A 24,643-nucleotide genomic window follows, 5' to 3' on the forward strand; every position below is an offset into this window, starting at 1 on the left:
ATTTAAACACTAAAAAAATTGATAATGATTTTCAACAGCATAACCTGGAACCCTAACGAGATTTTAGCAGATCTTGGTTTTATACAAATAAGATATTATAGTCTAATGTTTGTTATAGCTTTTTCATTAGGCTGGTACCTCATGAAGCAAATTTTTGTTAATGAAAACAAATCTTTAGACAAACTAGATTCTCTTTTCATATATGTAGTATTAGCTACTTTAATAGGAGCTCGTTTAGGCCATGTTATTTTTTATCAACCAGAGTTATTTAAAGAAGATTTTCTTCAAGTTTTTTTACCTATAAGAACAAGACCCGAATTTGAATTTACCGGATTTTCTGGTTTAGCTAGCCACGGTGCAGCCATTGGTATATTAATAGCTGTATACCTATACATTCGTAAATTTAAAGACATTAAACTGCTTTGGTTATTAGACCGCATTGTGTTACCTATTAGTATTGGAGGTGTTTTTGTTAGATTAGGTAACTTCTTTAATTCTGAAATACTAGGTAAAGTAACAGAAAAATCATTTCCATTTGCAGTACGCTTTATTAGAGGGGAAGAAAATTTAACTAAAAATGTTGCTATTAGAAGAACCGGAGCTAAAACCTATAACGAAGCTTACAATCTAATAGAATCTGATCCTAAATTTTCTCAAATATTAGACACAATACCATTCAGACATCCGGCGCAGTTATACGAAGCTGTAGGGTACATCATTGTTTTTATCATCCTTTGGTTTTTATATTGGAAAACCGACAAAAAAAATCAACCAGGTTACATTTTTGGCGTGTTTCTTGTACTCCTATGGACCGTTAGATTCTTAGTGGAATTTGTAAAACAAAGTCAAGGTGGTTTAGAATCAGCATTTAACAATGTACTCTCTACCGGACAGTTATTAAGTATCCCGTTTATTATAGCTGGTTTCTACTTAATGTTCAGAAAAGCAAGCTCCACAAAAGCCTCTTAGTTACGTTTAATATTTCTAAAGCCGCTTGTACATGAAAAGGCATACCACAAAAATAATAGTAGCATTAATTTGTTTAGGGTTTCTATCTACCTATGTTATCACGTATTTTAAAGGAGCTAAAAGAGTTCCTACCAAAATTATAAATACTGATGAAATTGCTTTCAACAAAGAAGGAGAGCTCGCTATTATTGACACCACGGGAATAGTAAAGAAAAAACTAGAAATTGAAATTGCCGAGACTTCTTACGAAACACAAACCGGTTTAATGTATAGAAGTAAAATGCAAGAAAACAGAGGTATGTTATTTATATTCAACAATGAACGTATACACTCTTTCTACATGAAAAACACACGTATACCGTTAGACATTCTGTATATAAATAAAGACTTTGAAATTGTAAGTGTTGTTGAAAATGCTACACCATACGATGAAACTTCCCTACCTTCACAATTTCCAGTAATGTACGTACTAGAAGTTAATGGAGGCATGAAGGATAAATGGGGTATTGAAATAGGAGATAAAATCAGTTTTACCAAAAACTAATCCATATCTCAGAGAAGCTCCTTTTCTATTTTTTACTCAAAGTTACCATAAACATTATCGTTTTTATAACATTTCACAACTAGCTAATCCGTTTATTACTGCTATTTTTGTGGCTTAATTTTTTGATATGAATTTAGCAGACATTAAACTTATTGCAACAGATATGGACGGAACACTATTAGACTCTAAAGGGCGTGTTCATCCAAGTTTTTTTGAATTATATCACGAATTAAAAAATCACAATATTCATTTTGTTGCTGCTAGCGGAAGACAATATCATAGTATTGTTTCTAAACTAGATAAAATTAAAAATGAAATTACCATTATAGCAGAAAACGGAGCTGTTACCAAGCAAGAAGATAAAACTTTACTACTTACTAATTTAACTAAATTAGAAACAGATGAGCTTATTACCATGCTAAGAGGTTTTAATGATACCGAAATCTATTATGTACTCTGCGGTAACAAAAAAGCATACATTGAACAAGAAAATGAAGATTTTATAAACTTCTTTAAAGAGTTTTATTCTGAATACCAAATAGTGTCGGACATTACCAAAGTTACAGATGATGATTTTTTAAAAATAGCTATCTACTGTGCTGAAGGTTCAGAAGAGCACTTATACCCTAAAGTAAAACACCTAGCTGATAGACTACAAGTTAAAGTTTCAGGAGAATTTTGGTTAGACCTTTCACATTTGCATGCCAATAAAGGCTATGCGCTTTCTCAACTACAAGAACAATTAGGTATTTCTAAAGAAGAAACCATGGTTTTTGGAGATTATAACAACGATTTAGAAATGTTTGCACAGGCAGGAATTAGTGTGGCTATGAAAAATGCACATCCTAATATTATTGAAGCCGCTACCATGATTACCAAATCAAATGATGAACAAGGTGTAGAATACGTATTAGCCCAAGTACTTGAAGCTAAAAAAAGCAACAACTAACATTAAACTTAGCTACCAAATGCGGTAACTACAATTTTTCTAGCACCCCCATAGTTTCTGTGTTCACATAAGTAGATACCTTGCCAAATACCAAGATTCAATCTACCATTCGTTATAGGCACTTGCACACTTGCCCCCATTAAAGATGATTTAATATGAGCTGGCATATCATCCGGTCCTTCATAGGTATGAATATAGTAAGGTGCATTTTCAGGAACCATTTTATTCATATGGCTCTCAAAATCTTTACGTACGGTTGGGTCTGCATTTTCATTAATAGTTAAACTAGCAGAAGTATGTTTAATAAACACCTGCAACATACCCATCTTAATATGTTTAATATCTGAAAACTCAGCTTCTATAATATCTGTTACCAAATGAAAACCTCTTTTATAAGCAGGTAATCTAAACTCCTTTTGATAAAAGTGCATGAAAAAATTATGTTTTTTGATGTTTCTTTTTAGCTGCAGGAAACAGCACGTTATTTAAAATAAGACGGTAACCAGGAGAATTAGGGTGTAATTCAAGCTCTGTTTTAGGATCTCCCACTTTGTGCTGATAATCCTCTGGGTCATGTCCTCCATAGAATGTAAAGAACCCCTTCCCTTTTACTCCGTGAATATACCTAGCTTCACCATTACTTCTATTCTCACCCATAATAAGTACAGTTGGCTTAATCTCTTCTCTATCATAACTTGTAGTTTGCCCCATAAAACCTTTTACTAATGCCGTATGGTTTTGGCACAGCATAGTAGGTACTGGATCCCACTTCGCAGAAAACTCCATAAGACTAAAATAGTCTAACTCCATAGGCACACGACGTTTTCTTGTCATATCTATAGATGAAAACTCATATACACTAGGATTTCTTTCCAAAGTAAAATTGGTAAAAGCAAAAGTTTTACTATAATCTATTTTCGACTGATAATTAGCCTCTGAAGGGTCTCCATCAAACATCGGTTCACAAATATCTACTCCTTCTGCAGATAAAGCTATATCAAAACTATCGGTAGCCGAACACATGGCAAACATAAACCCTCCCCCAATTACATAATCTCTAATCTTTAGAGCAACAGCCAATTTTTCTTCAGATACTTTAGAATACCCTAACTTAGAAGCAAGTGCTTCTGCATTTTTCTTATCTTCTATGTACCATGCAGCAGCTCTATAGTGCCCGTAGAATTTACCATACTGTCCGGTAAAATCTTCATGATGCAAGTGCAACCAATCATATAAAAGCAATTCATCATTCAGCACCTCCTCATCATAAATAGTAGTATAGGGTATCTCTGCATAGGTTAACACCATTGTTACAGCATCATCCCATGGTAAATTACCCTTAGGGCTATAGACCGCTACCTTAGGAGCTTTCTCTAAAATAACAGCTTCCATATTTTGAGACGGACTTGCTATTTCATCTAAAATAGAAGCCGCATCACTATTAGATATTATTTCGTAGCTAACTCCACGTATGGTACACTCCCTTCTAATATCAGTATCATCTGCCATCAAAAAAGCACCTCCTCTATAATTTAGTAACCACTGCACCTTGTGTTGCTTATTCAATACCCAATACGTAATACCATACGCTTTTAAATGATCTGTCTGCGTTTCCGCATCCATAGGTATTAAAATAAAATTGGCAAAACATGCCATTGTATTCAAAAACAAAAAGGTAAAGAGTACTAAACTCTTTACCTTTTTGGTAACTTTTAAAGCTATATATTTTTTAGAACGGAACTTCATCATCACTTGGGTTAAAATTGTCATTCATACTACTACCAAAAGCTTCATTTGCATCAGGAAGTCCTTTGGTTGAAAATGTATTTTCTTCCCCTGCATTCATTTTAGATTGAAACTCAAAAGGTGTATCAAACTCATCTAAGTTATCAAATTTACCTAAATGTCCAAGGAATTTTAACCTAATATTCTCTAAACCACCATTTCTGTGTTTTGCAATAATAAATTCAGCCTGGTTAGCAGTTGGTGAGCGCTCTTCATCATCCCATTCTTCTATCTTATAATATTCAGGACGATAGATGAACGATACAATATCGGCATCCTGCTCAATCGCTCCAGATTCCCTAAGGTCAGAAAGTAAAGGCCTTTTACTACCTCCCCTGGTTTCTACCGCACGCGATAACTGAGATAACGCAATTACCGGTACATTAAGTTCTTTTGCCAAAGCTTTTAGGTTACGAGAAATCATCGAGATTTCTTGCTCCCTGTTCCCTCCTTTTGAAGACCCTCCAGCAGTCATTAACTGCAAGTAGTCAATTATAATTAAACGTATACCATGCTGAGAAGCCAAACGTCTTGCTTTTGCTCTAAGGTCAAAAATAGACAGCGATGGGGTATCATCAATAAACAAAGGTGCTTTCTCAAGACTCTTTACCTTTACGTTTAACTGCTCCCACTCGTGTTTTTCTAACTTACCTGTTCTTAATTTCTCAGAAGACAAACCTGTTTCAGAAGAAATCAAACGTGTAATTAACTGTACCGATGACATCTCCAAAGAGAAAAAAGCAACAGGAATATCTTGGTCTACAGCAATATTTCTAGCCATGGAAAGCGTTAAGGCGGTTTTACCCATACCCGGACGCGCTGCCACAATAATTAAATCTGAAGGCTGCCACCCAGAGGTTAATGCATCTAACTTATTAAACCCTGTTGGAATACCACTAAGCCCCTCTTTATTAGAAATTTCTTCAATCTTCTTTTTAGCCTGAAGTACTAAACTCATTGCAGACTCAGAAGATTTCTGAATATTTCCTTGCGTTACTTCATATAATTTAGCTTCGGCATTATCTAATAAATCAAATACATCAGTAGTTTCATCATACGCCTGTTCAATAATTTCTGAAGAAATTTTAATCAACTGCCTTTGAATGTACTTTTGTAAAATAATACGAGCGTGAAATTCAATATGCGCAGAAGATGATACCTTTTGGGTTAATTGAATAAGGTAAAAATCTCCTCCAACAGACTCTAGCTTACCATCTTTTTTTAATTGCGTAGATACTGTTAACAAGTCAATTGGCTCAGTAGATTCAAAAAGTTTAATAACAGCTTCAAAAATTGCTCTGTGACTATCTTTATAAAAAACTTCTGGGCTTAAAATATCAATTACCTCATCTACCCCTTTTTTATCAATCATCATCGCACCAATCACAACCTCTTCTAAATCAATAGCTTGAGGAGGTAATTTTCCTTTTCCGAGACTAATAACCTCTCCTCTAAGATCTTTATATGTTTGTACTGGTTTGGTGTTTTCCATAAACACGAATGTATTAAAAATGATTTTGTTAATGGTTAAAAGACACCTCTTAGTATCCACTAACCATTAACAATCAACCTGTTAATAAGTTTTATTTTTTGTTGATAACAAAAAAACCGAAGTATAATACTTCGGTTTTGCATATACTTTATAATTTCTTCTGAGTTATTCTTTAAAAACACCCATGTTGAAATATTTCTCCATCCTTTTTTCTACTAGCTCTTCTACAGGTAAGTCTTTTAACTCATTATAGGTATCTACAATAGTTTTAGTAACTGTTTTAAAAGTAGTTTCTCTATCAGAATGTGCACCACCAAGTGGCTCTTTAATTATATCGTCTACCAAATGAAGCTTTTTCATATCTGGTGCCGTTAGTTTTAAAGCATCAGCAGCACGTTCTTTATTTTCCCAAGTTCTCCATAAAATTGAAGAACAAGATTCTGGAGATATTACAGAATACCAAGTATTCTCTAACATCATCACTTTATCTCCAACACCTATACCTAAAGCTCCACCAGAAGCTCCTTCACCAATAATAAACACAATTACTGGAACCGTTAAGCGTGTCATTTCTAAAATATTTCTGGCAATAGCCTCTCCTTGTCCGCGCTCTTCTGCTTCAATTCCAGGATACGCACCAGGAGTATCTATAAAGGTAACAACAGGAAGTTTAAATTTCTCTGCCATTTTCATTAAACGCAACGCCTTTCTATACCCTTCAGGATTTGCCATACCAAAGTTTCTGTATTGGCGAGTTTTGGTATTAAAACCTTTCTGAGTACCAATAAACATATAACTCTGATCTCCAATTTTACCTAAACCACCAATCATGGCTTTGTCATCCTTTACGGTTCTATCTCCAAATAACTCAAAGAAAGTATCTCCGCAGATAGCTCTAATATAGTCTAAGGTATACGGACGAGATGGATGTCTAGATAACTGAACACGTTGCCATGCTGTAAGGTTTTTATAAATATCTTTCTTAGTATCTATTAATTTCTTTTCAATCTTCTTACAGGTATCAGTAACATCTACCGCACTCTCTTCTCCAATAACCTGACATTTCTGTAACTGCTCTTCCAGTTCTTTAATGGGTAATTCAAAATCTAAATATTCCATTAGTCTTACTTTAAATTATTGTTAGCGCACAAATATAAAATTTTCTCTTACAACTTAAGTTGTAGATGGGACGCTTTTTCTTTTTTTTCTGGTTTTAAGGTAACCATTTAACAAAACTGTAGCTAAAATAACCAGTCCGCCTACATAAAAACCTACACTCATCCGTTCTGATTCATCTAAAAATAAATAAGCCAAAACTACCCCATAAACAGGCTCTAAATTAATGGTTAGCATTACTGTATAAGGGCTTAAAAAGCGCATTACTTTCACAGAGCTCAAAAATGCGTAAGCCGTACAAACCACCGCTAAAACTAGTAATGCCGAAAAATCTTCAAATGTTAAGGTAAATATTGTTTCAAAAAATTCAGGCTTTCTAAATAGTAACATACCGGTTATAAACAAAACCCCAAAAGATAATTCGTAAAAGGAAATTAAAGCCGCATCATATTGCTTGGCTAGCTTACCATTTAAAATAGATAGCAATGCAGAAAGGAATGCTGCACTTAATCCTAAAACAATACCTAATAAGTAGTGTGTGTCTAAATTAAAGATAAACAACAACCCTAAAATGGTAATAGTCCCTAATATTATTTCATAAAGAACTATTTTTCTCTTGTAAAATATGGGTTCTAATATAGCAGCAAAAAAAGCTCCTGTAGCTATACATATTAAAGTAACCGAAACATTAGACACCTTTATAGCTTCAAAAAAACAAACCCAATGCAGCGCTAAGGTAGAGCCCGCTAAAAAAAGCTGCATTAAAAGCTTAAAGGATAGTTTCGTTTTTCTTTTCTTAAAAACTAACACAACACCCAAAACTAGAGAGGCAATAAGCATTCTATACCATACTAACGGTAGTGCTTCTAATGTAATTAACGCCCCTAAAACTGCTGTAAACCCCCATAAAAAAACGATTATATGGAGGTGTAAATAATTCTTTACTTTATCGCCTAGCATTTCTAACTAAAACCACCGCTAAAATTCCAAAAACTAAAATAGGTATAGCAACCGCCAATAATGGAGGGAAACCGGACTGCTCTGCTAGCACTCCAAATACTTTATCAAAGAAAATAAACACAAAGGCTACAGCAACACCAAACAGCAAGTTAATTCCCATACCTCCTCTTCGTTTCATTGAAGATACAGCTACAGCTATTAAGGTTAAAATAAATGCTGTTAAAGGCGCACTCCACCTTTTATACAAGTTAAACTGATAGGTACTAATATTACCAGAACCTTTTCGTTTCTCACTTTCTATAAATCTGTTAAGTTCTATTAAATTCTTAGTATCTGCTACATAAGAAACCGGCACCATATCTTCCATTTCAAACTCAAACATAGTGTCTTTCTTACGTTCTTTTTCTATAATATCTTCACGTTCTCCTATAGTACGCTTTACATAATTATTTAAACTATATACAGAATCTTTAAACTGTATATACTGAGCCGATATTTTATACTCCATTTTGTTACCGTCAAAATGTTCTAGAGTAAAATCATACCCAGTTTGGTTAGACGGGTTAAAGCTTCTTACATAAATAATTTCATTATCATTTATCTGGTTGTAAAGCGCCTGCGTACTAACCTTATTTCTATTTTTATGTATGTATACTTCCCTAAACTCATTATACCCCTTACTTGCTTGTGGTACAATAAACATACCCATAAAAAATACCACAATTGCCACTAAAGTTGCCCCAATAAAATAAGGACGTAGAAAGCGCATAAAAGAAACTCCTGAACTTAAAATAGCAATGATTTCTGTATTATTTGCAAGTTTAGAAGTAAACCAAATAATGGATAGAAATAAGAAAAACGGAAATAATAAGTTGGCATAATGCAATGTAAAATAAAAATAGTACCACAAAATCTCAGTCATAGGAGCTTGTTGTTCTATCATTTTATCTACATTTTCAGAAATGTCAATCATTATACCAATAGGTACAAAGAGCGCCAACATTAAAGAAAAAGTAACCAAATACCTTTTAAGTATATACCAATCTATTATTTTCACTATAAACGTTTATTCATTTGTTGTACCATTTGATTTTTCCATGTAGCAAAATCTCCTGCTAAAATATGCTTTCTAGCTTCACGAACCAACCACAAGTAAAATCCTAAATTATGAATGGACGCTATTTGCTTACCTAAAAACTCATTAGCTGCAAAAAGATGTCGCAAATAAGCTTTGGTGTAATACGTATCTACAAAAGTTATGCCCATTTCGTCAATAGGAGAAAAATCATCTTCCCATTTTTTATTTTTTATGTTAATGGTACCATGGGCAGTAAACAACATACCGTTTCTAGCATTACGGGTTGGCATTACACAATCAAACATATCTACCCCTAAGGCTATATTCTCTAAAATGTTAATAGGTGTACCTACCCCCATTAAATAACGAGGTTTTTCCTCTGGTAAAATTTCGGTTACTACCTCAGTCATTGCATACATTTCCTCTGCTGGTTCCCCTACAGATAGTCCTCCAATTGCATTACCAAATGCTCCTGCATTGGCAATATACTCAGCCGACTGCTTTCTTAAATCTTTATAGGTTGACCCTTGTACAATAGGAAACAATTCTTGTTCATAACCATATTTAGGGTCTGTCTCTGCCAATCTTTTAATACATCTGTCAAGCCATCTATGCGTCATATGCATAGATCTTTTGGCGTAATTATAGTCACATGGGTAAGGTGTACATTCATCAAACGCCATAATGATATCAGCACCAATACTTCGTTGAATGTCCATTACATTTTCTGGCGTAAAGAAATGGTAAGAACCATCTATGTGGCTTTTAAAACGTACTCCCTCTTCTTTAATCTTTCTATTATCAGAAAGCGAATACACCTGATACCCTCCACTATCGGTAAGAATATTGCGGTCCCAATTCATAAATTTATGTAACCCTCCCGCCTTTTCTAATATATCTATTTGAGGGCGTAAGTATAAGTGATAGGTATTCCCTAAAATAATATCCGGATTAATTTCTTCCTTCAATTCTCTCTGGTGAACCCCCTTTACGGTTCCTACGGTACCAACAGGCATAAATATAGGAGTTTCTATAACTCCATGATCTGTAGTAATTTTACCAGCTCTTGCCTTGGTTCCCTCGCATTTCTTTTCTAAATCAAATTGCATGTAACTATCATCTGTATTATGAATCGGCAAATATAGACAAGATGCCTATTTTTTTCCCTTAAAACCAGTAAATAAGTTTATTATTTATATAAATAGTAATTTTCTAAGGCAAAAATCTATAAATAATAAGTGTATAATTTACATTTATTTGTATCTTTGTTAAGAATTCAGTACTTAACAATAGTTTACAATACTTAATTTTGTGCCTGATTTCAATTAACGTATTTTAGCCTTATAAAATTAAAAATAACATGTCTAGTAAACAACCACTTAACGATCTAGTAGTACAGGTTCGAAGAGATATCGTTCGAATGGTACATAAAGTTAATTCAGGACACCCAGGAGGATCTTTGGGATGTACCGAATTTCTTGTAGCCCTTTACAATGAAATTATGGAAGTAAAAGAAGAATTTGAAATGGATGGCATTGGTGAAGATCTTTTCTTCTTATCTAACGGTCACATTTCTCCTGTATTTTATAGCGTATTAGCTAGAAAAGGATACTTCCCTGTTGAAGAACTAGGTACTTTTCGTTTAATCAATTCAAGATTACAAGGCCACCCAACTACACACGAAGGGTTACCAGGTGTTAGAATTGCTTCTGGATCATTAGGACAAGGAATGTCTGTTGCGTTAGGTGCTGCACAGGCAAAAAAATTAAATAAAGACACGCATTTAGTATATACACTTCACGGTGATGGTGAATTACAAGAAGGACAAAACTGGGAAGCTATTATGTATGCTGGTGCTAAAAAAGTAGATAACCTTATTTCTACTATTGATTATAACGGTCAGCAAATTGACGGTTCTACAAAAGAAGTATTAGATATGGGCGACCTAAGAGCTAAATTTGAAGCTTTTGGATGGGACGTTCTAGATATTGAAAAAGGAAATGATCTTGACGCTATCATTAGCGGTATGAGCGAAGCGAAAGCAAAAACAGGAAAAGGTAAACCAGTTTGTGTATTACTACATACTGTTATGGGTCACGGTGTAGACTTTATGATGGGTACTCACGAATGGCACGGTAAAGCTCCTAACGACGAGCAATTAGCAAGTGCTTTAGCTCAAAACGCTGAAACTTTAGGTGATTATTAATATCCTTTTTTTAAAAAGACAATTATGAAAAAATACACATATACCGAGAAAAAAGATACAAGAAGTGGTTTTGGTGCTGGTCTTGCTGAACTAGGAAGAACCAACGATAAAGTAGTTGCTTTATGTGCCGACCTTACTCCTTCCCTTAAAATGGGTGATTTTATTAAAGAAAATCCTGAACGTTTTTTCCAAATTGGAATTGCAGAAGCTAACATGATGGGTATTGCTGCCGGTTTAACAATTGGTGGTTATATTCCTTTTACAGGAACATTTGCTAACTTCTCTACTGGTAGGGTTTATGATCAAATTCGTCAAAGTATTGCTTACTCTGGAAAAAATGTAAAAATTTGTGCTTCTCACGCTGGGGTAACGCTAGGTGAAGATGGTGCTACTCACCAAATTCTAGAAGATATCGGGTTAATGAAAATGTTACCTGGTATGACTGTTATCAATCCTTGTGATTACAACCAAACTAAAGCGGCTACTATTGCTATTGCAGAGCACGAAGGACCGGTTTACTTACGTTTTGGTAGACCTTCTATTCCTATATTCACACCAGCTGACCAAAAATTTGAAATTGGAAAAGCGGTAATGTTTAATGAAGGTACAGATGTTACTATTATAGCTACAGGTCACCTTGTATGGGAAGCTATCCAAGCAGGTGAAGCATTAGCTGAAAAAGGTATCTCTGCAGAAATTATTAACATACACACCATTAAACCTTTAGATGAAGAGGCTATTTTAAAGTCTGTTGCTAAAACAGGTTGTGTAGTTACATGTGAAGAGCACAACTACTTAGGTGGTTTAGGAGAAAGTGTTTCTGGCTTATTAGCCACTAAACTTCCTGCTCCGCAAGAATTTGTTGCTACAATGGATACTTTTGGAGAATCTGGAACTCCTGCTCAATTAATGGATAAGTATGGCTTAAACAGCGCTGCTATCATTGAAAAAGTAGAAAAAGTAATGGCTCGTAAATAATACTAGCCTTCATTATAAAAATAAAAAACCGATACATACTATGTATCGGTTTTTCTTTTTACAACTAAACAATAATATTAGACTAACTAGGCAACTACTGCCCCGTCATTAATTACTTTTTTTTTAGCACTAGCTTTTCTAACCTCAGAAACTACATCTTCATCAAAAGTAGCCTCTACTTGATTTCGTAATAAATCTTCAAAAGATTCTCTTTTTCTAATTAACTGTGCTTTTCCGTTATACCATAAAACTTCAGCCGGTCTAAAACGAGAATTGTAATTACTAGCCATAGTAAAACAATATGCCCCTGAGTTTCTAAAACATAAAATATCTCCTTCATTAATTTCGGCAATACGTCTGTTATTACCAAAAGTATCTGTTTCACAAATATATCCTACTACAGAGTAAAAACGCTCTCTACCTTCAGGGTTTGAAATATTCTCTATCTGATGATAAGAGTTATAAAACATCGGACGTATTAAATGGTTAAATCCACTATCAATACCTGCAAAAACAGTAGAGGTAGTTTGCTTAACAACATTCACTTTTGCTAAAAAGTTCCCTGCCTGACTCACTAAGAATTTACCAGGCTCAAATGCTAAGGTTAACTCTTTACCATAAGCAGCACAAAACTCATTAAATCTGGCAGATAATTTTTCTCCAAGCTCTTCTATATTAGTTTCTATATCTCCTGGCTTATAAGGCACTTTAAACCCACTACCAAAATCAATAAAATCTAGATCTTTAAACTGGCTTGCCGTTTCAAATAAAATTTCGGCAGCATACAAAAACACTTCAATATCTAAAATATCACTTCCGGTATGCATATGAATACCGTTAACACGCATTTTAGTATTGTCTACAATTCTTAGTAAATGAGGAATCTGATGTATACTAATTCCAAATTTAGAATCTATATGTCCTACAGATATATTACTATTACCCCCAGCCATTACGTGCGGATTAATTCTAATACACACAGGAATGTTTGGATGCTTACTTCCAAATTGTTCTAAAATAGAAAGGTTATCAATATTCACCTGCACCCCCATTGCTGCCACTTCTTCAATTTCTTCTAAAGAAACACCATTAGGAGTATAAATAATTCTTTGTGGCTCAAAACCAGCTATTACACCAAGCTTTACTTCTTGTATAGAAACAGTATCTAAACAACTGCCTTGATTCTTTAAAAGCTTTAATATAGAAATATTAGACAATGCTTTTACAGCATAATTGATTCTTAAATTACTTACATCACTAAATGCATCTGTTAATCTTCTGTACTGACTAACTATTTTCTCTGCGTCATAAACATATACAGGACTCCCGTACTCACCTGCAATTGCTAACAAGTCTTTCTGTGTCATTTTAAACAATTTTAATCAAATGTATAATAGTAGCATCAATGGGAAAAATTTTATACTAATTATAAATAAAAATACAACACGTTGTTATATTTATAACATTTGATAATTTTCATAACAATAGTACATCTAATTTTTCTGAAATAAATCAAGATTACTTTTAAAAAATTGTAACATATATATAAAAAACGTGTCTAACGCAGTATTATGAAATTAACACAAGTTGCTGAAAACATAAAAATAGCTTTTGATGCTATTAAAGGTCAAATGCTTAGAACCATTTTAACGGTGGTCATTATTTCTATTGGTATTACCGCATTAGTAGGTATGTTAAGTGTAGTTAGCGCTTTTAAAAATACATTAAGTAACGATTTTGCTTCTATGGGAGCTAACACCTTTAACCTAACTAGGTATGATAGCGACTTTAGAGCACAAGGTTCGGGAGAAAAGGAAAAGATAAACCCTCAAATAACCTATGCCCAAGCTAAGGAATTTAAAGAAAAGTTTGACTACCCTTATATACAAACCAGCACCTCCTTTACAGCAACTGCTACTGCCGAAGTAAAATATTTAAGTGAAAAAACAGATCCGGAAGTTTCTGTTTTAGGTGTAGACGATTATTTCTTATCTAATAGCGGATTAGAAATAGAAAATGGACGTAACTTTTTTCCTTCAGACATTAAAAACAATGTAAACGTATGTATTGTTGGGTCTTCTTTTAAAAATAAACTACTGAAAGATGTTAACCCTATAAATAAGATTATTAGTATACGTGGTGCTAAGTTTAAAATTATAGGAATTTTAGAAGAGAAAGGTTCTACCTTTGGTAACAACCAAGACAATAGAGTACTCATACCTATACAAGTAGCACGCTCTTTATATGCGTTACCAAATATTAACTACAATATAAGTGTTAGAGTATCTGACAAACAATTTCTAGAAACTGCTATTGGAGATGCTACCGTTACTTTTAGAAACATAAGAACACTAACTCCTCTAGAAGAAAGTGATTTTGGTATTAGACGATCTGACGATTTAATTAACAGAATTTCTGAAATGACCGATGTTTTAGGTATTGTGAGTATTATAATTGGTGCCATTACCATTTTTGGGTCTTCCGTGGCTCTATTAAATATCATGCTAGTTTCGGTTACAGAAAGAACCAGAGAGATTGGTATACGTAAGGCATTAGGCGCTAAAAAGAATTCAATTGTATTTCAATTCTTTATAGAAACCATGCTTGTTGCTCAAATTGGAGCTTTAGTAGGTATTCTATTTGGGGTAGGTATTGGCTTAGCCGTTTCATTAGCTATTGAATTCGACTTTATTATACCATGGACAGCCATTGTGGTTGCTATCATAATATCAGGGTTTGTAGCGCTTATTTCAGGTGTTTATCCTGCAATAAAAGCTGCAAAATTAGACCCCGTAGAAGCATTGAGATACGAATAATTAAGCTATTAACTTTTTAAAGTACTCGTAGTAAGCACCATCTGATATAGCAGCCCCCTGCTCTATCAACTTAAATATGTCTAATTTTTTATCGTCAGAAAAAGGTTTTTGGGCATTATAAATAGTAACCGCATCATTTTTATAATTTTCTAGCACCCATGTCATCCCTTCTTTGGTTGTCAAATCAATTCCACCTGTACTACATTTAACAACAATTAATTTCATAGATGCTTCTTCAACATGAAAAAGAAAAACACTTTGTGCATCCACTTTACTCAAATGGGTTACATTACCTAATACCTTCTCCCAAACCAAATCACTAAAAACATCTATTTCTTGCTCTGCTACCTCAGGAGTTTCCTGCTTAATTTTTTGCCATTCAATTACATTAATTTGTTGTGTAGCTAAAAATCTAGCAAATTCTTCATGCATCTCTTCCAGTTGCTCTTTGGTAAGTCTAGTGTACTTCATAATATCAATTTAGTGCAAAAATATAATTCTGTACTGAAAATAGTACAAATGGTTTTAGTATATTTATAGTTTTTATAACCTTAAACGAAGAATGGATAGGATAAAAAAATTACTTTTTCCACTAATTTTTCTACAAATCCTCTGGTGTAACGCTCAAAGTTCACCTATTTCATTATACACTCAGTTTAACGGAAGATACGACTATACTACCATAGGAAACACATTAAACACCGCCGAAAACAATAGCACCAGTTTATGCTCTATATTAACTAGTTCTAGTGCAGATTTTGTTTTGAATCCGGGAGACTCTGTACATGCAGCATATTTATATTGGGCTGGTTCAGGTTCAGGAGATTTTTCTGTAACCCTTAACGGACAAGCCATTACTGCACAGCGCACCTTTACTGTAAATTATTTTACAAGAACTTTTTTTTCGGCATTTGCAGATGTTACAACACAAGTACAAAATACTGGAACGGGCACCTATTTATTATCTGATTTAGATTTGACCAACGTCATTGCTAGTGACCCTATTTATTGTAATACCTCTACTAATTTTGGTGGTTGGGCTATTGTTATTGTTCTAGAAAATAACACATACCCTTTAAGGCAAGTAAATATTTATGATGGTTTAGAAAATGTACCTAGCAGTGTAGATATTCTTTTAGATAATTTAGACGTATACGATACCCAAGGAGCTAAAATAGGTTTTTTAGCTTGGGAAGGCGATTCTTTATTAGCAACCGAATCACTAACTATAAATGGTACCGTAGTAGAAAATTTACCTACCAACCCAGGCGATAATGCTTTTAATGGCACCAATGCCTTCACAGGGGCTACCAACTTATATAATATGGATATAGATTATTACAATCTTGAAAATTACATAAGTGTTAACGATACCAGTTTAGCTATTTCATTAAGTTCACTACAAGACTTTGTAATGGTTAATAATATTGTAACCGTATTAAACAGCTATGTAATACCAGACGCATCTGTAATAGCCAATAATACAACAGTAGAATGCGACAGTAGATTTGTTTCACTAGACTTTGCCATTACCAACTACAATACATCTGGCACTTTACCACAAGGTACAGAAGCTACCATTTATGTTAACAGCACCTATTTAGATACTGTTGCAACCACTACAAATCTACTCCCCGGAACCGAAGAATACTTTACCCAACTATTAAACATACCATTATCTGTTGGAGATAATTTTACTATTACCATTATAGTAGATGAAAATAACAACTTAGAAGAGTTTGATGAAACCAACAATACTACTGAGATAGATGCTTCACTCATATATTCGCCCACCATACCGCTGTTTAATAATTTAGAATCTTGTGATATTGGTTTTAATACCGCCCAATTTGATTTGACTGAAGCCAACACTAATGCGCAGGAAGATTTAACTTTTTCGGGCTTTTACCTTTCGGAATTAGATGCAGAAGGTCTAGACAATCCTATTTTAACACCCACAACTTTTACCTCTACAGAAGATCCTCAACTTATTTATTATAGATATGACAATGCTAACTGTTATACCTTAGGTAGCTTTGAATTAACCACTACTAATTGCCCCCCTATTATTCCGCAAGGATTTTCCCCTAATGGAGACATTTATAATGAAACGTTTAATATTCAAGGTCTTTGGAATGTATTTGAAAAATTTGAACTAAAAATCTACAACAGGTATGGAACATTAGTTTACGAAGGCAATGAAAATACAACACCTTGGGACGGTATTGCTAACTGTAATACAATGATTGGAGAAAAAGCACCCACCGGAACATATTTCTACATTCTTAAGCTAGAAGATGAATTATATAACCTATATACAGGCTGGGTTTATTTGAATAGGTAACCTTAACACCTATTTTAAAAATTATAATGTACATTTGCCTCCCCTTAACAAATTTACAATAAAATGAAAAGGATCTTGTTGTTTGTAGTATTGATAATGTGCAAGTTAACTACTGGTCAAAATATTCAAGTAAATTCCAATTTATATTCCGCTCAAGAGTTAGTAGAAGATATTTTAATTAACAGTGATTGTATTACAGATATACATGTAACAAATACTGTTAGCGGTAATTTCTCTGACGGAATGAAAAGTTTTGGTTACTTTTCTGCTATGGGTACTACATTTCCTTTTGAACGAGGCATTGTAATGAGCACCGGAAGACTAAACCATGTTCCCGGACCAAACAATACCTTAAGTGATGATGACGCACCCAACTGGGGAGGTGACACCGACCTAAACAACACCTTAGGGATTAACAACACGCTAAACGCCACAGTACTAGAGTTTGACTTCACCCCTAATTCAGATAATATTAGGTTTAATTACATTTTTGCATCAGAGGAATATCAAGAAAACAACAGTAACACCTGTATTTACTCAGATGTTTTTGCTTTCTTAATTAAACCACAAGGAGGTAATTACACAAATATTGCAGTGGTACCGAATACCAATATACCAGTTCAAGTAACTACTGTACACCCTGAAATTCCAGGAGGTTGTGCTGCAGAAAATGAAACCTATTTTGGTTCTTTCAATAATGGTAATGCACCTATTAACTTTAATGGTCAAACAGCTGTATTAACCGCTGAAGCCGCAGTAGTACCTAACACAGTGTACCACATAAAATTAATTATTGCTGACGAACAAAATTACAGATATGATTCAGCTGTATTTTTAGAAGCTGAAAGTTTTACCATTTCTGCTAATTTAGGAGATGATAGGTCTTTTGCCAATGACAATCCTGTTTGTGCTAATGAATCTATTATATTAACACCTACTGTTAACCAAACCGTTTCATCCTATTCTTGGTATAAAGATGATATTCTTCTCTCTAATGAAACCAGTGACCAACTAGTGGTAACTGAAGCTGGCTCTTATGAAGTAGTAGCTACATTAGCAAATGGCTGTAGTGCTAGAGACGAGGTTATTATAGATTACTCTGCACCTTTTGCTTTACCAGACATCACCCTTAACCAATGTGATACAGATGGAGATGGACTAACTGTTTACGACTTAAACATTGCAGAGAATGACATATTAGCCAATGGTCAAGGTTTACAAGTTTCAGGTTTTTACGCTTCTGAATCTAATGCAATCAATGGTATAGCACCTTTTAGTAATCCAGATGCTTTTTACAATACCACACCCAATCAAGTAGTATATGCAGGTGTTATAAATGAATTTGGCTGTACCACAAGCGTTACTGTGCACTTAAACAGTATGCAAAATAATATTTCCAACGCTTATATAAATATATGTGACTCAGACGGCACACCAGATGGCTACACCACTTTTAATCTAAACGAAGCTACTAGTCAAATTACAGGTTCTATAAACGAAACAGTTTCCGTTTCTTATTTTCTTTCAGCAGAAGATGCTTTTTTAGATATCAATAGCGTAGGGAATACTTTTACAAACACAACTACACCTGGGCAAACATTATATGCACGCGTAGACAACCAAGACGGATGCTTTGGTATAGGTAATGTTTACTTAAGAGTATATAATAACCCCACTCTACCAGAAGATACAGAAAGAATTTATTGTACCGATAGCTATCCGGCTACTATAAACCTAACATCGGGTGTGCAAACAAGCACCTATTTATATGACTTCTTATGGAGCAATGGAGAAACCACCCCTAATATTCATATAAATGAGCCAGGTAATTATAGTGTTACTATTACCAACTACAATGGTTGCAGCACTACAAGAAACATTAAGGTTATAGCATCTTCACAAGCTAGTGTTAGTTACGAAATAACTGGAAATATTGGTAATAACAACGCTATTATTTACGCTGAAGGAAACGGTAATTATGTGTATTCGTTGGATGGAAATACTCCACAAAATGAAAATGTTTTTTATAACTTAACTACTGGTCCTCATACGGTTTTTGTAGAGGATCTAAATGGCTGTAGTTCAAATTCAGTTACATTTTACATAATAGATTTCCCAAATTATTTCACCCCAAATAATGATGGAGTTAATGATACGTGGAATATTCTAGGCGACAATTATCTTTACTCAACTGTTAAAGTAATTAACATATTTGACAGGTACGGAAAACTAGTTTATTCTTTCAAACCTGATAACATTGGCTGGGATGGCACATACAACAACAAGGCTGCCCCATCTACAGATTACTGGTTTTCAGTAACTTTTAACAACGGAGACTCTTATTTTAATAATTTCTCCTTAATACGTTAATTTTTTTAACTTTTTTTTATATTTGTTCTGCCTTAAAAAGAATTAATGTCAAACCTACTTATGAAAAAGTTTCCCCAAACTTTTTCTGCTTTTGTTAATGAAGTATGAAATATAAACTTTTTTTAGTTTGTGTGTGGGCTACTATTGTATCTCATGCGCAACAAATCTCTATCGATGATACTCTAACCCCAGAGGAATTAATTGAAACTGTACTATTCCAAGGATGTATTGATGTATCTAACGTAAGCTCATCTGTAAACGGGTCTGTAGACGGGCTCATGAGTTATGGCTATTTTGAAAGTGCGAATTCCAATTTCCCTTTTAACAACGGAATTGTACTAACTACCGGAGATGTTAACGCTTCTGGAAACCCTTTTAACACCAATGCGCTAAATAATGGTACCGACAATTGGGGTACCGATAGTGATTTGGAAAATGTACTTGGTGTTTCAAATACCCTAAACGCTACGGTAATAGAATTTGATGTTGTAGCAGCTTCTAATCAAATTAATTTCAACTATATTCTTGCTTCAGAAGAATATTTGAATGATTACCCATGTAACTATTCAGATAGTTTTGGTTTTTTGATAAGACCTAATAATGGCTCTGCTCCTTATACAAACATTACATTAATACCAGGTACTAATACCAATGTTTCTACACAGAATATTAGACCTAACATTGTTGGTTTCTGTGATGCACTTAACGAGGAATATTTTGAAGGCTATAATGTAGGAGACACCAATTACAATGGAAGAACCACCATTTTAACCGCAACTGCAGATATCGTTCCTAACACATCATACCACATAAAGTTGGTTATTGCAGATCAGTTTGATGAAAACTTTGATTCAGCGGTATTTATTGAAGGTAACACCTTTACTCAAGAACTAGAACTAGGAAATACTATTAGTACTTGTGATGCTAGTTTAGAATTAGATACAGAAATTGACAATCCTGAAGCTATTTTTGAATGGTACTATAACGGAACACTATTAAGTGATAATACACCTGCCATAATAGCCGACCAAACTGGTAATTATGAAGTAGTAGTTACCATACCATACGGACTAAACCAATGTGTTATTAGCGACACCATTTCTGTTACTGTAGATGGAGATGCCATGACTACGGAAGTTGATGATTTTGAGTTATGCGAGGAATCTTTTGGAAGTAACACTGCTACCTTTAACCTTACAAACTACAATGCTGTAATTGCTACTTCGGTAGATTTTACAAACCCTAGTATTGAATATTACTATACACTTTCAGATGCTGAAAACGGAGCAAATGAAATAACAGCAGCAATTCAGAACACTACCAATCCACAGGCATTAGTTGCTAAAGTTATAGATCCTGTTTCAGGATGTGTAGGGTACACTCCTTTTAATATTGTGGTAAATTCATTACCTGATATTATAGATCCAGATGAATTACAGATTTGTGAAGAAACAGGAGTTACTACAGGTTTCTTTGATCTTTCTATTGCAGGTAACCAAACTATTGGTAATACCAATAACTTAGAAGTTGCTTATTATGAAAGTTTAAATGAGGCAGAAAATAATTTAAACCCAATTACCGATTTAAATTACGAAAGTCAAGTAGCAGATCAAATTATCTATATAAAAGCTACTGATACCATTACTAGCTGTTCCAATTTAACAACGGTAACCCTACACGTAAATCAAGGTCCTGACCTATTAATGGATGAGTATGACATGGATGCATGTTATCCACAAGGTAGCGGGTTTGCTATATTTGATCTTACTAGCATACTAGAACATTTTGTACAAGACACTTCTGTTTACAATATTACATTTTATCCATCATTAGCCGATGCAGAAAACAATAACAACCCTATAACAGATCCTGCTAACTTTAACAATAGTGTAGAAGACACTCAAAGCATCTATGTATCCATTGTAGATCCTGTTACCGGTTGTGCTTCTATAGCAAGAATAAATGTTTATGCTGCTGTATTGTCTTCTGAAACTAACAGAGCAGATTTCTATACCTGTGATGATATTACAAATGATGAAGTTGAAGAATTTGACCTATCATACGTAGCCACGTACATAGCTAACGGACTTGGAGATGTTACAGTTACTTTCTATGCTACTGAAAATGATATGAACAATGAGGTTAACCCTATTGACCAAACAGTACCATATTTCAATACAACGAATCCTCAGCAACTTTACATTACCATTAGTAATGACGATGATTGTATTTTTTATGATGATATTAACTTGGTAATAAACCCTTACTTTGAGGTTACCGGAATACCAAACCAAACGTATTGTGATGATAATAGTGATGGCTTTACAACCGTAATGCTAGAAGACTTTACGGAAACTATCATAAATGGTAACGATTATACTGTTAAGTATTATATTTCTGAAGATGATGCTAACAACCAAAGTAACCCTATCACTTTATTTACCAACACTACTAACCCACAAACCATTTGGGCAGTAGTAACCGATGAAGAGGGTATTTGTTCAGATGTTATAGATTTTGAAATTGAAGTTTTATCAGCGCCAGATACAAATACTTTAAATGACATGCAGTATTGTGACGATAATGACGATGGTATTTACAACGTTAATCTTAACGATGTTATACCACAACTTATTAGCGACACAACAGATGTTACTATAGAATTTTACACCTCTGAAAATGATGCTGTTGATGGAACAAATATGATTACTACTCCTAGTAACTTTAACACATCTACCACTAACATTTATGTAAAAAGTATTAATGACTTAACAGGTTGTTACAACATACAATCATACACCTTATACATTACCTATTTCCCAGATCTTACAGCAGAAAATAGCAACTTTACGGTTTGCGAAAGTGATGGAGATGGTATAGAGGCTATTTATTTAGAAAACTATGATGCTGCCATAGCACAAGGAGTAGTTGATGTTGAAGTTTTATATTTTGAATCTCAAAATGATGCAGATCTAAACATCAACCCTATTGATAAAAACAGTGCTTATTTTAACACTACCGACCCACAACTTATCTATGTTAGAAGACATAGCATTTATGATAATGATTGTGCAAGAGTAGATCTTATAAATATTCACATAAGTGATTATCCTGAATATGATGCCCCTAATGGTTTATTTTTATGTGATGATATTTCAAATGATGGTTTTGCTGATTTCACGTTAACAGATGCGTTTACAACAAGCACACTAAACAACCCTAACCTAACCATTACTTTTCACGAAAATAAGAACGAGGCTGAAAACAACTTAAATAGTTTAGATTCAATTTATACGAATAATGTAAACCCAAAAACAATTTGGTCTAGAATTGAAACAACAGAAGGGTGTTACCAATTAGAAGCCATTACATTAAACGTTGTTTCTGTAGGACAAATTCAACAACCATCTCCTATCTCTTATTGTGATGATGATGAAAATGGTTTTGAAATAGTAGATCTTACTGGTGAAGATGTTGAAGTTTTAATGATTAGACAAAACAACATTGACCTTGCTTACTACGAAACTGAACAAGATGCTATTAATGGAACAAACCCAATTACTGATCCTGAAAACTATTCGGTAAGTGTTGGTAACGGCACACCTACAACGGTATACATCACAGCTACAAATACGAATAGTCTATGCTCTTTGTATGTTCCACTACAAATCTATATTTACGAGATCCCTCAATTTAACAAGGATACCACATTAGATATTTGTGCTGAAAACGTGAACAGATTACATTTAGCAGACCTTAATGATTTAGTAATAGACGATGCTGACCAGTTCACTTTTTCATATTATTACACCTATGCTAATGCAGTAGCAGAAACCAACGCATTAGGCAATAATATCAACTTAACAAATAGCACAGTTACACTTTATGTAAGAGCTGAAAACATTGTTTCAGGATGTTCTAACATTACAAACGTAACCGTTAACCTATTACAAAAACCAGGACCATTTTCAATAGATGATATTAGCACATGTGCTTTAGATATTACTGCACATACTATTAATTTAACACAAAATCTTCCAACTCTTATTACTAACAATCCTGATTTAGTTGTAAGCTACCACACAACGCAACTAGATGCAGAAAACAACATGAATGCTATTACATCTCCGCAAACATACGTTGCACATGATGATGAAAGAATTTTTGTTAGAGTTGAAAGTTCCGATACAGGATGTTTTGCAATCCCTAAGTTTGATGTTATCCTATACAGAAGACCTACTATTCCACTAGACAATACATATGTTATTTGTACCGAAGGAGGCTCTATTGTAGTAGATGCATACACAGGATACCCTGAAGACACTTATGTGTGGCAAAACAACGCAACAACATCTGCTATCACAATTTCAGAACCGGGTACATATGGTGTTACAGTTACTTCACCTGACGGATGTACTAACACCAAGTATTTTGGCGTTAACGAATCAGAATCTGCTTTTGTTGTAGATGTAGAAACCACTAGTTTTTCAGATAATAATTCTATCACAATTCAAGTATCAGGTAGTGGTATTTATGAATTCTCATTAGACGGTGGACCTTTCCAATCTTCTAATGTATTTGAAGATGTACAAATAGGTTATCATAGTGTTGAAATCACCGACCTTAAAGGTTGTGACGCTACTATTATTGATGACATTGTTATTTTAGGTTTCCCTAAATATTTCACACCTAACGGAGATGGCGTTAACGACCAATGGAGTATTTTTGGTTTTGAAACCTTATCAGATTCATATATTACCATTTTTGATAGATACGGAAAACTAATTAAAGTTATTAATCATGGAGACGAAGGATGGGATGGTACATTTAACGGCCACATGCTCCCTTCTAATGATTATTGGTTTGAAGCCACCATTAATGATGGCGTAGAAGAACCTTTTGTATTTAGAAGTCACTTTACACTGAAAAGATAAATTATCTCATACTTAAAAAACCTTCTGAATGTCAGAAGGTTTTTTTTATTCTAAGTATTTTATCCATTTTTCATTATCAAATAGATAATTATATTTTCTTTA

The 24,643-nt window shown here is 34.0% G+C and carries 18 protein-coding genes; 9 read left to right on the top strand and 9 right to left on the bottom strand.

Features of this window, described 5'->3' with window-relative positions:
• Window positions 1-24: 24 nt before the first annotated feature.
• The 3 genes from lgt to Y10_RS11575 all read left to right on the top strand — a co-directional run bounded on the left by lgt (window position 25) and on the right by Y10_RS11575 (window position 2,462).
• Complete coding sequence (gene lgt / locus Y10_RS11565; protein ID WP_281765546.1) at window positions 25-969, top strand: prolipoprotein diacylglyceryl transferase; 945 nt, start codon at window positions 25-27, stop codon at window positions 967-969.
• Window positions 970-1,000: 31 nt separating this feature from the next.
• Entirely contained in the window at window positions 1,001-1,513 is a 513-nt protein-coding gene (locus Y10_RS11570) for a DUF192 domain-containing protein (RefSeq protein WP_281765547.1), read from the top strand.
• Window positions 1,514-1,640: 127 nt separating this feature from the next.
• Window positions 1,641-2,462: an HAD family hydrolase gene (locus tag Y10_RS11575; RefSeq protein ID WP_281765548.1), complete on the top strand. Its 822-nt coding sequence runs from the start codon at window positions 1,641-1,643 to the stop codon at window positions 2,460-2,462.
• 8 nt (window positions 2,463-2,470) lie between these two features.
• Here the strand turns inward: Y10_RS11575 and Y10_RS11580 are convergent, their stop codons facing one another.
• From Y10_RS11580 to tgt, 7 genes are all read right to left on the bottom strand, one after another.
• Complete coding sequence (locus tag Y10_RS11580) at window positions 2,471-2,893, bottom strand: secondary thiamine-phosphate synthase enzyme YjbQ (RefSeq protein ID WP_281765549.1); 423 nt, start codon at window positions 2,891-2,893, stop codon at window positions 2,471-2,473.
• Between the two features lie 7 nt (window positions 2,894-2,900).
• Window positions 2,901-4,118 (bottom strand): asparagine synthetase B, encoded by a 1,218-nt coding sequence (locus Y10_RS11585; protein ID WP_281765705.1) that lies wholly within the window; start codon window positions 4,116-4,118, stop codon window positions 2,901-2,903.
• A 73-nt stretch (window positions 4,119-4,191) separates the two neighbouring features.
• Window positions 4,192-5,739, bottom strand: a complete 1,548-nt coding sequence (dnaB, locus tag Y10_RS11590) for a replicative DNA helicase (protein WP_281765550.1) — start codon at window positions 5,737-5,739, stop codon at window positions 4,192-4,194.
• Between the two features lie 165 nt (window positions 5,740-5,904).
• Window positions 5,905-6,858, bottom strand: coding sequence for an acetyl-CoA carboxylase carboxyltransferase subunit alpha (locus Y10_RS11595; RefSeq protein ID WP_281765551.1), 954 nt, complete (start codon window positions 6,856-6,858; stop codon window positions 5,905-5,907).
• A 54-nt stretch (window positions 6,859-6,912) separates the two neighbouring features.
• Entirely contained in the window at window positions 6,913-7,815 is a 903-nt protein-coding gene (locus Y10_RS11600; protein WP_281765552.1) for a DMT family transporter, read from the bottom strand.
• Complete coding sequence (locus tag Y10_RS11605) at window positions 7,802-8,872, bottom strand: LptF/LptG family permease (RefSeq protein WP_281765553.1); 1,071 nt, start codon at window positions 8,870-8,872, stop codon at window positions 7,802-7,804. Before Y10_RS11605 ends, Y10_RS11600 begins: the two co-directional genes overlap by 14 nt.
• The gene (gene tgt / locus Y10_RS11610) at window positions 8,872-10,002 is read right to left on the bottom strand and encodes a tRNA guanosine(34) transglycosylase Tgt (RefSeq protein WP_281765554.1); all 1,131 of its coding nucleotides are present in this window, start codon (window positions 10,000-10,002) and stop codon (window positions 8,872-8,874) included. Before tgt ends, Y10_RS11605 begins: the two co-directional genes overlap by 1 nt.
• A gap of 251 nt (window positions 10,003-10,253) precedes the next feature.
• Here tgt and Y10_RS11615 point away from each other — a divergent pair, with 251 nt between their 5' ends.
• Entirely contained in the window at window positions 10,254-11,099 is an 846-nt protein-coding gene (locus tag Y10_RS11615) for a transketolase (protein WP_281765555.1), read from the top strand.
• 24 nt (window positions 11,100-11,123) lie between these two features.
• On the top strand, window positions 11,124-12,077 hold the full coding sequence (locus Y10_RS11620; RefSeq protein WP_281765556.1) for a transketolase family protein: 954 nt from the start codon (window positions 11,124-11,126) through the stop codon (window positions 12,075-12,077).
• Window positions 12,078-12,163: 86 nt separating this feature from the next.
• On the opposite strand, the gene lysA is transcribed toward Y10_RS11620, so the two are convergent.
• Entirely contained in the window at window positions 12,164-13,444 is a 1,281-nt protein-coding gene (gene lysA, locus Y10_RS11625) for a diaminopimelate decarboxylase (protein ID WP_281765557.1), read from the bottom strand.
• A 204-nt stretch (window positions 13,445-13,648) separates the two neighbouring features.
• Between lysA and Y10_RS11630 the strand changes: the two genes are divergently transcribed.
• The gene (locus Y10_RS11630; RefSeq protein WP_281765558.1) at window positions 13,649-14,893 is read left to right on the top strand and encodes an ABC transporter permease; all 1,245 of its coding nucleotides are present in this window, start codon (window positions 13,649-13,651) and stop codon (window positions 14,891-14,893) included.
• Here Y10_RS11630 and Y10_RS11635 read toward each other — a convergent pair whose 3' ends face one another.
• Complete coding sequence (locus Y10_RS11635; RefSeq protein ID WP_281765559.1) at window positions 14,894-15,364, bottom strand: DUF6495 family protein; 471 nt, start codon at window positions 15,362-15,364, stop codon at window positions 14,894-14,896. It abuts the gene before it with no gap.
• Between the two features lie 91 nt (window positions 15,365-15,455).
• On the opposite strand from Y10_RS11635, the gene Y10_RS11640 reads away from it, so the two are divergent.
• From Y10_RS11640 to Y10_RS11650, 3 genes are all read left to right on the top strand, one after another.
• Entirely contained in the window at window positions 15,456-17,237 is a 1,782-nt protein-coding gene (locus Y10_RS11640) for a T9SS type B sorting domain-containing protein (RefSeq protein ID WP_281765560.1), read from the top strand.
• A gap of 63 nt (window positions 17,238-17,300) precedes the next feature.
• Window positions 17,301-19,607 carry a T9SS type B sorting domain-containing protein gene (locus Y10_RS11645; protein WP_281765561.1) on the top strand — a complete coding sequence of 769 codons (2,307 nt, stop codon included), beginning with the start codon at window positions 17,301-17,303 and terminating at the stop codon, window positions 19,605-19,607.
• Window positions 19,608-19,711: 104 nt separating this feature from the next.
• Complete coding sequence (locus Y10_RS11650; protein WP_281765562.1) at window positions 19,712-24,541, top strand: T9SS type B sorting domain-containing protein; 4,830 nt, start codon at window positions 19,712-19,714, stop codon at window positions 24,539-24,541.
• The last annotated feature ends 102 nt before the right edge of the window (window positions 24,542-24,643 follow it).

The sequence above is a fragment of the Neptunitalea lumnitzerae genome, from assembly GCF_027924185.1.
GTDB lineage: Bacteria > Bacteroidota > Bacteroidia > Flavobacteriales > Flavobacteriaceae > Neptunitalea > Neptunitalea lumnitzerae.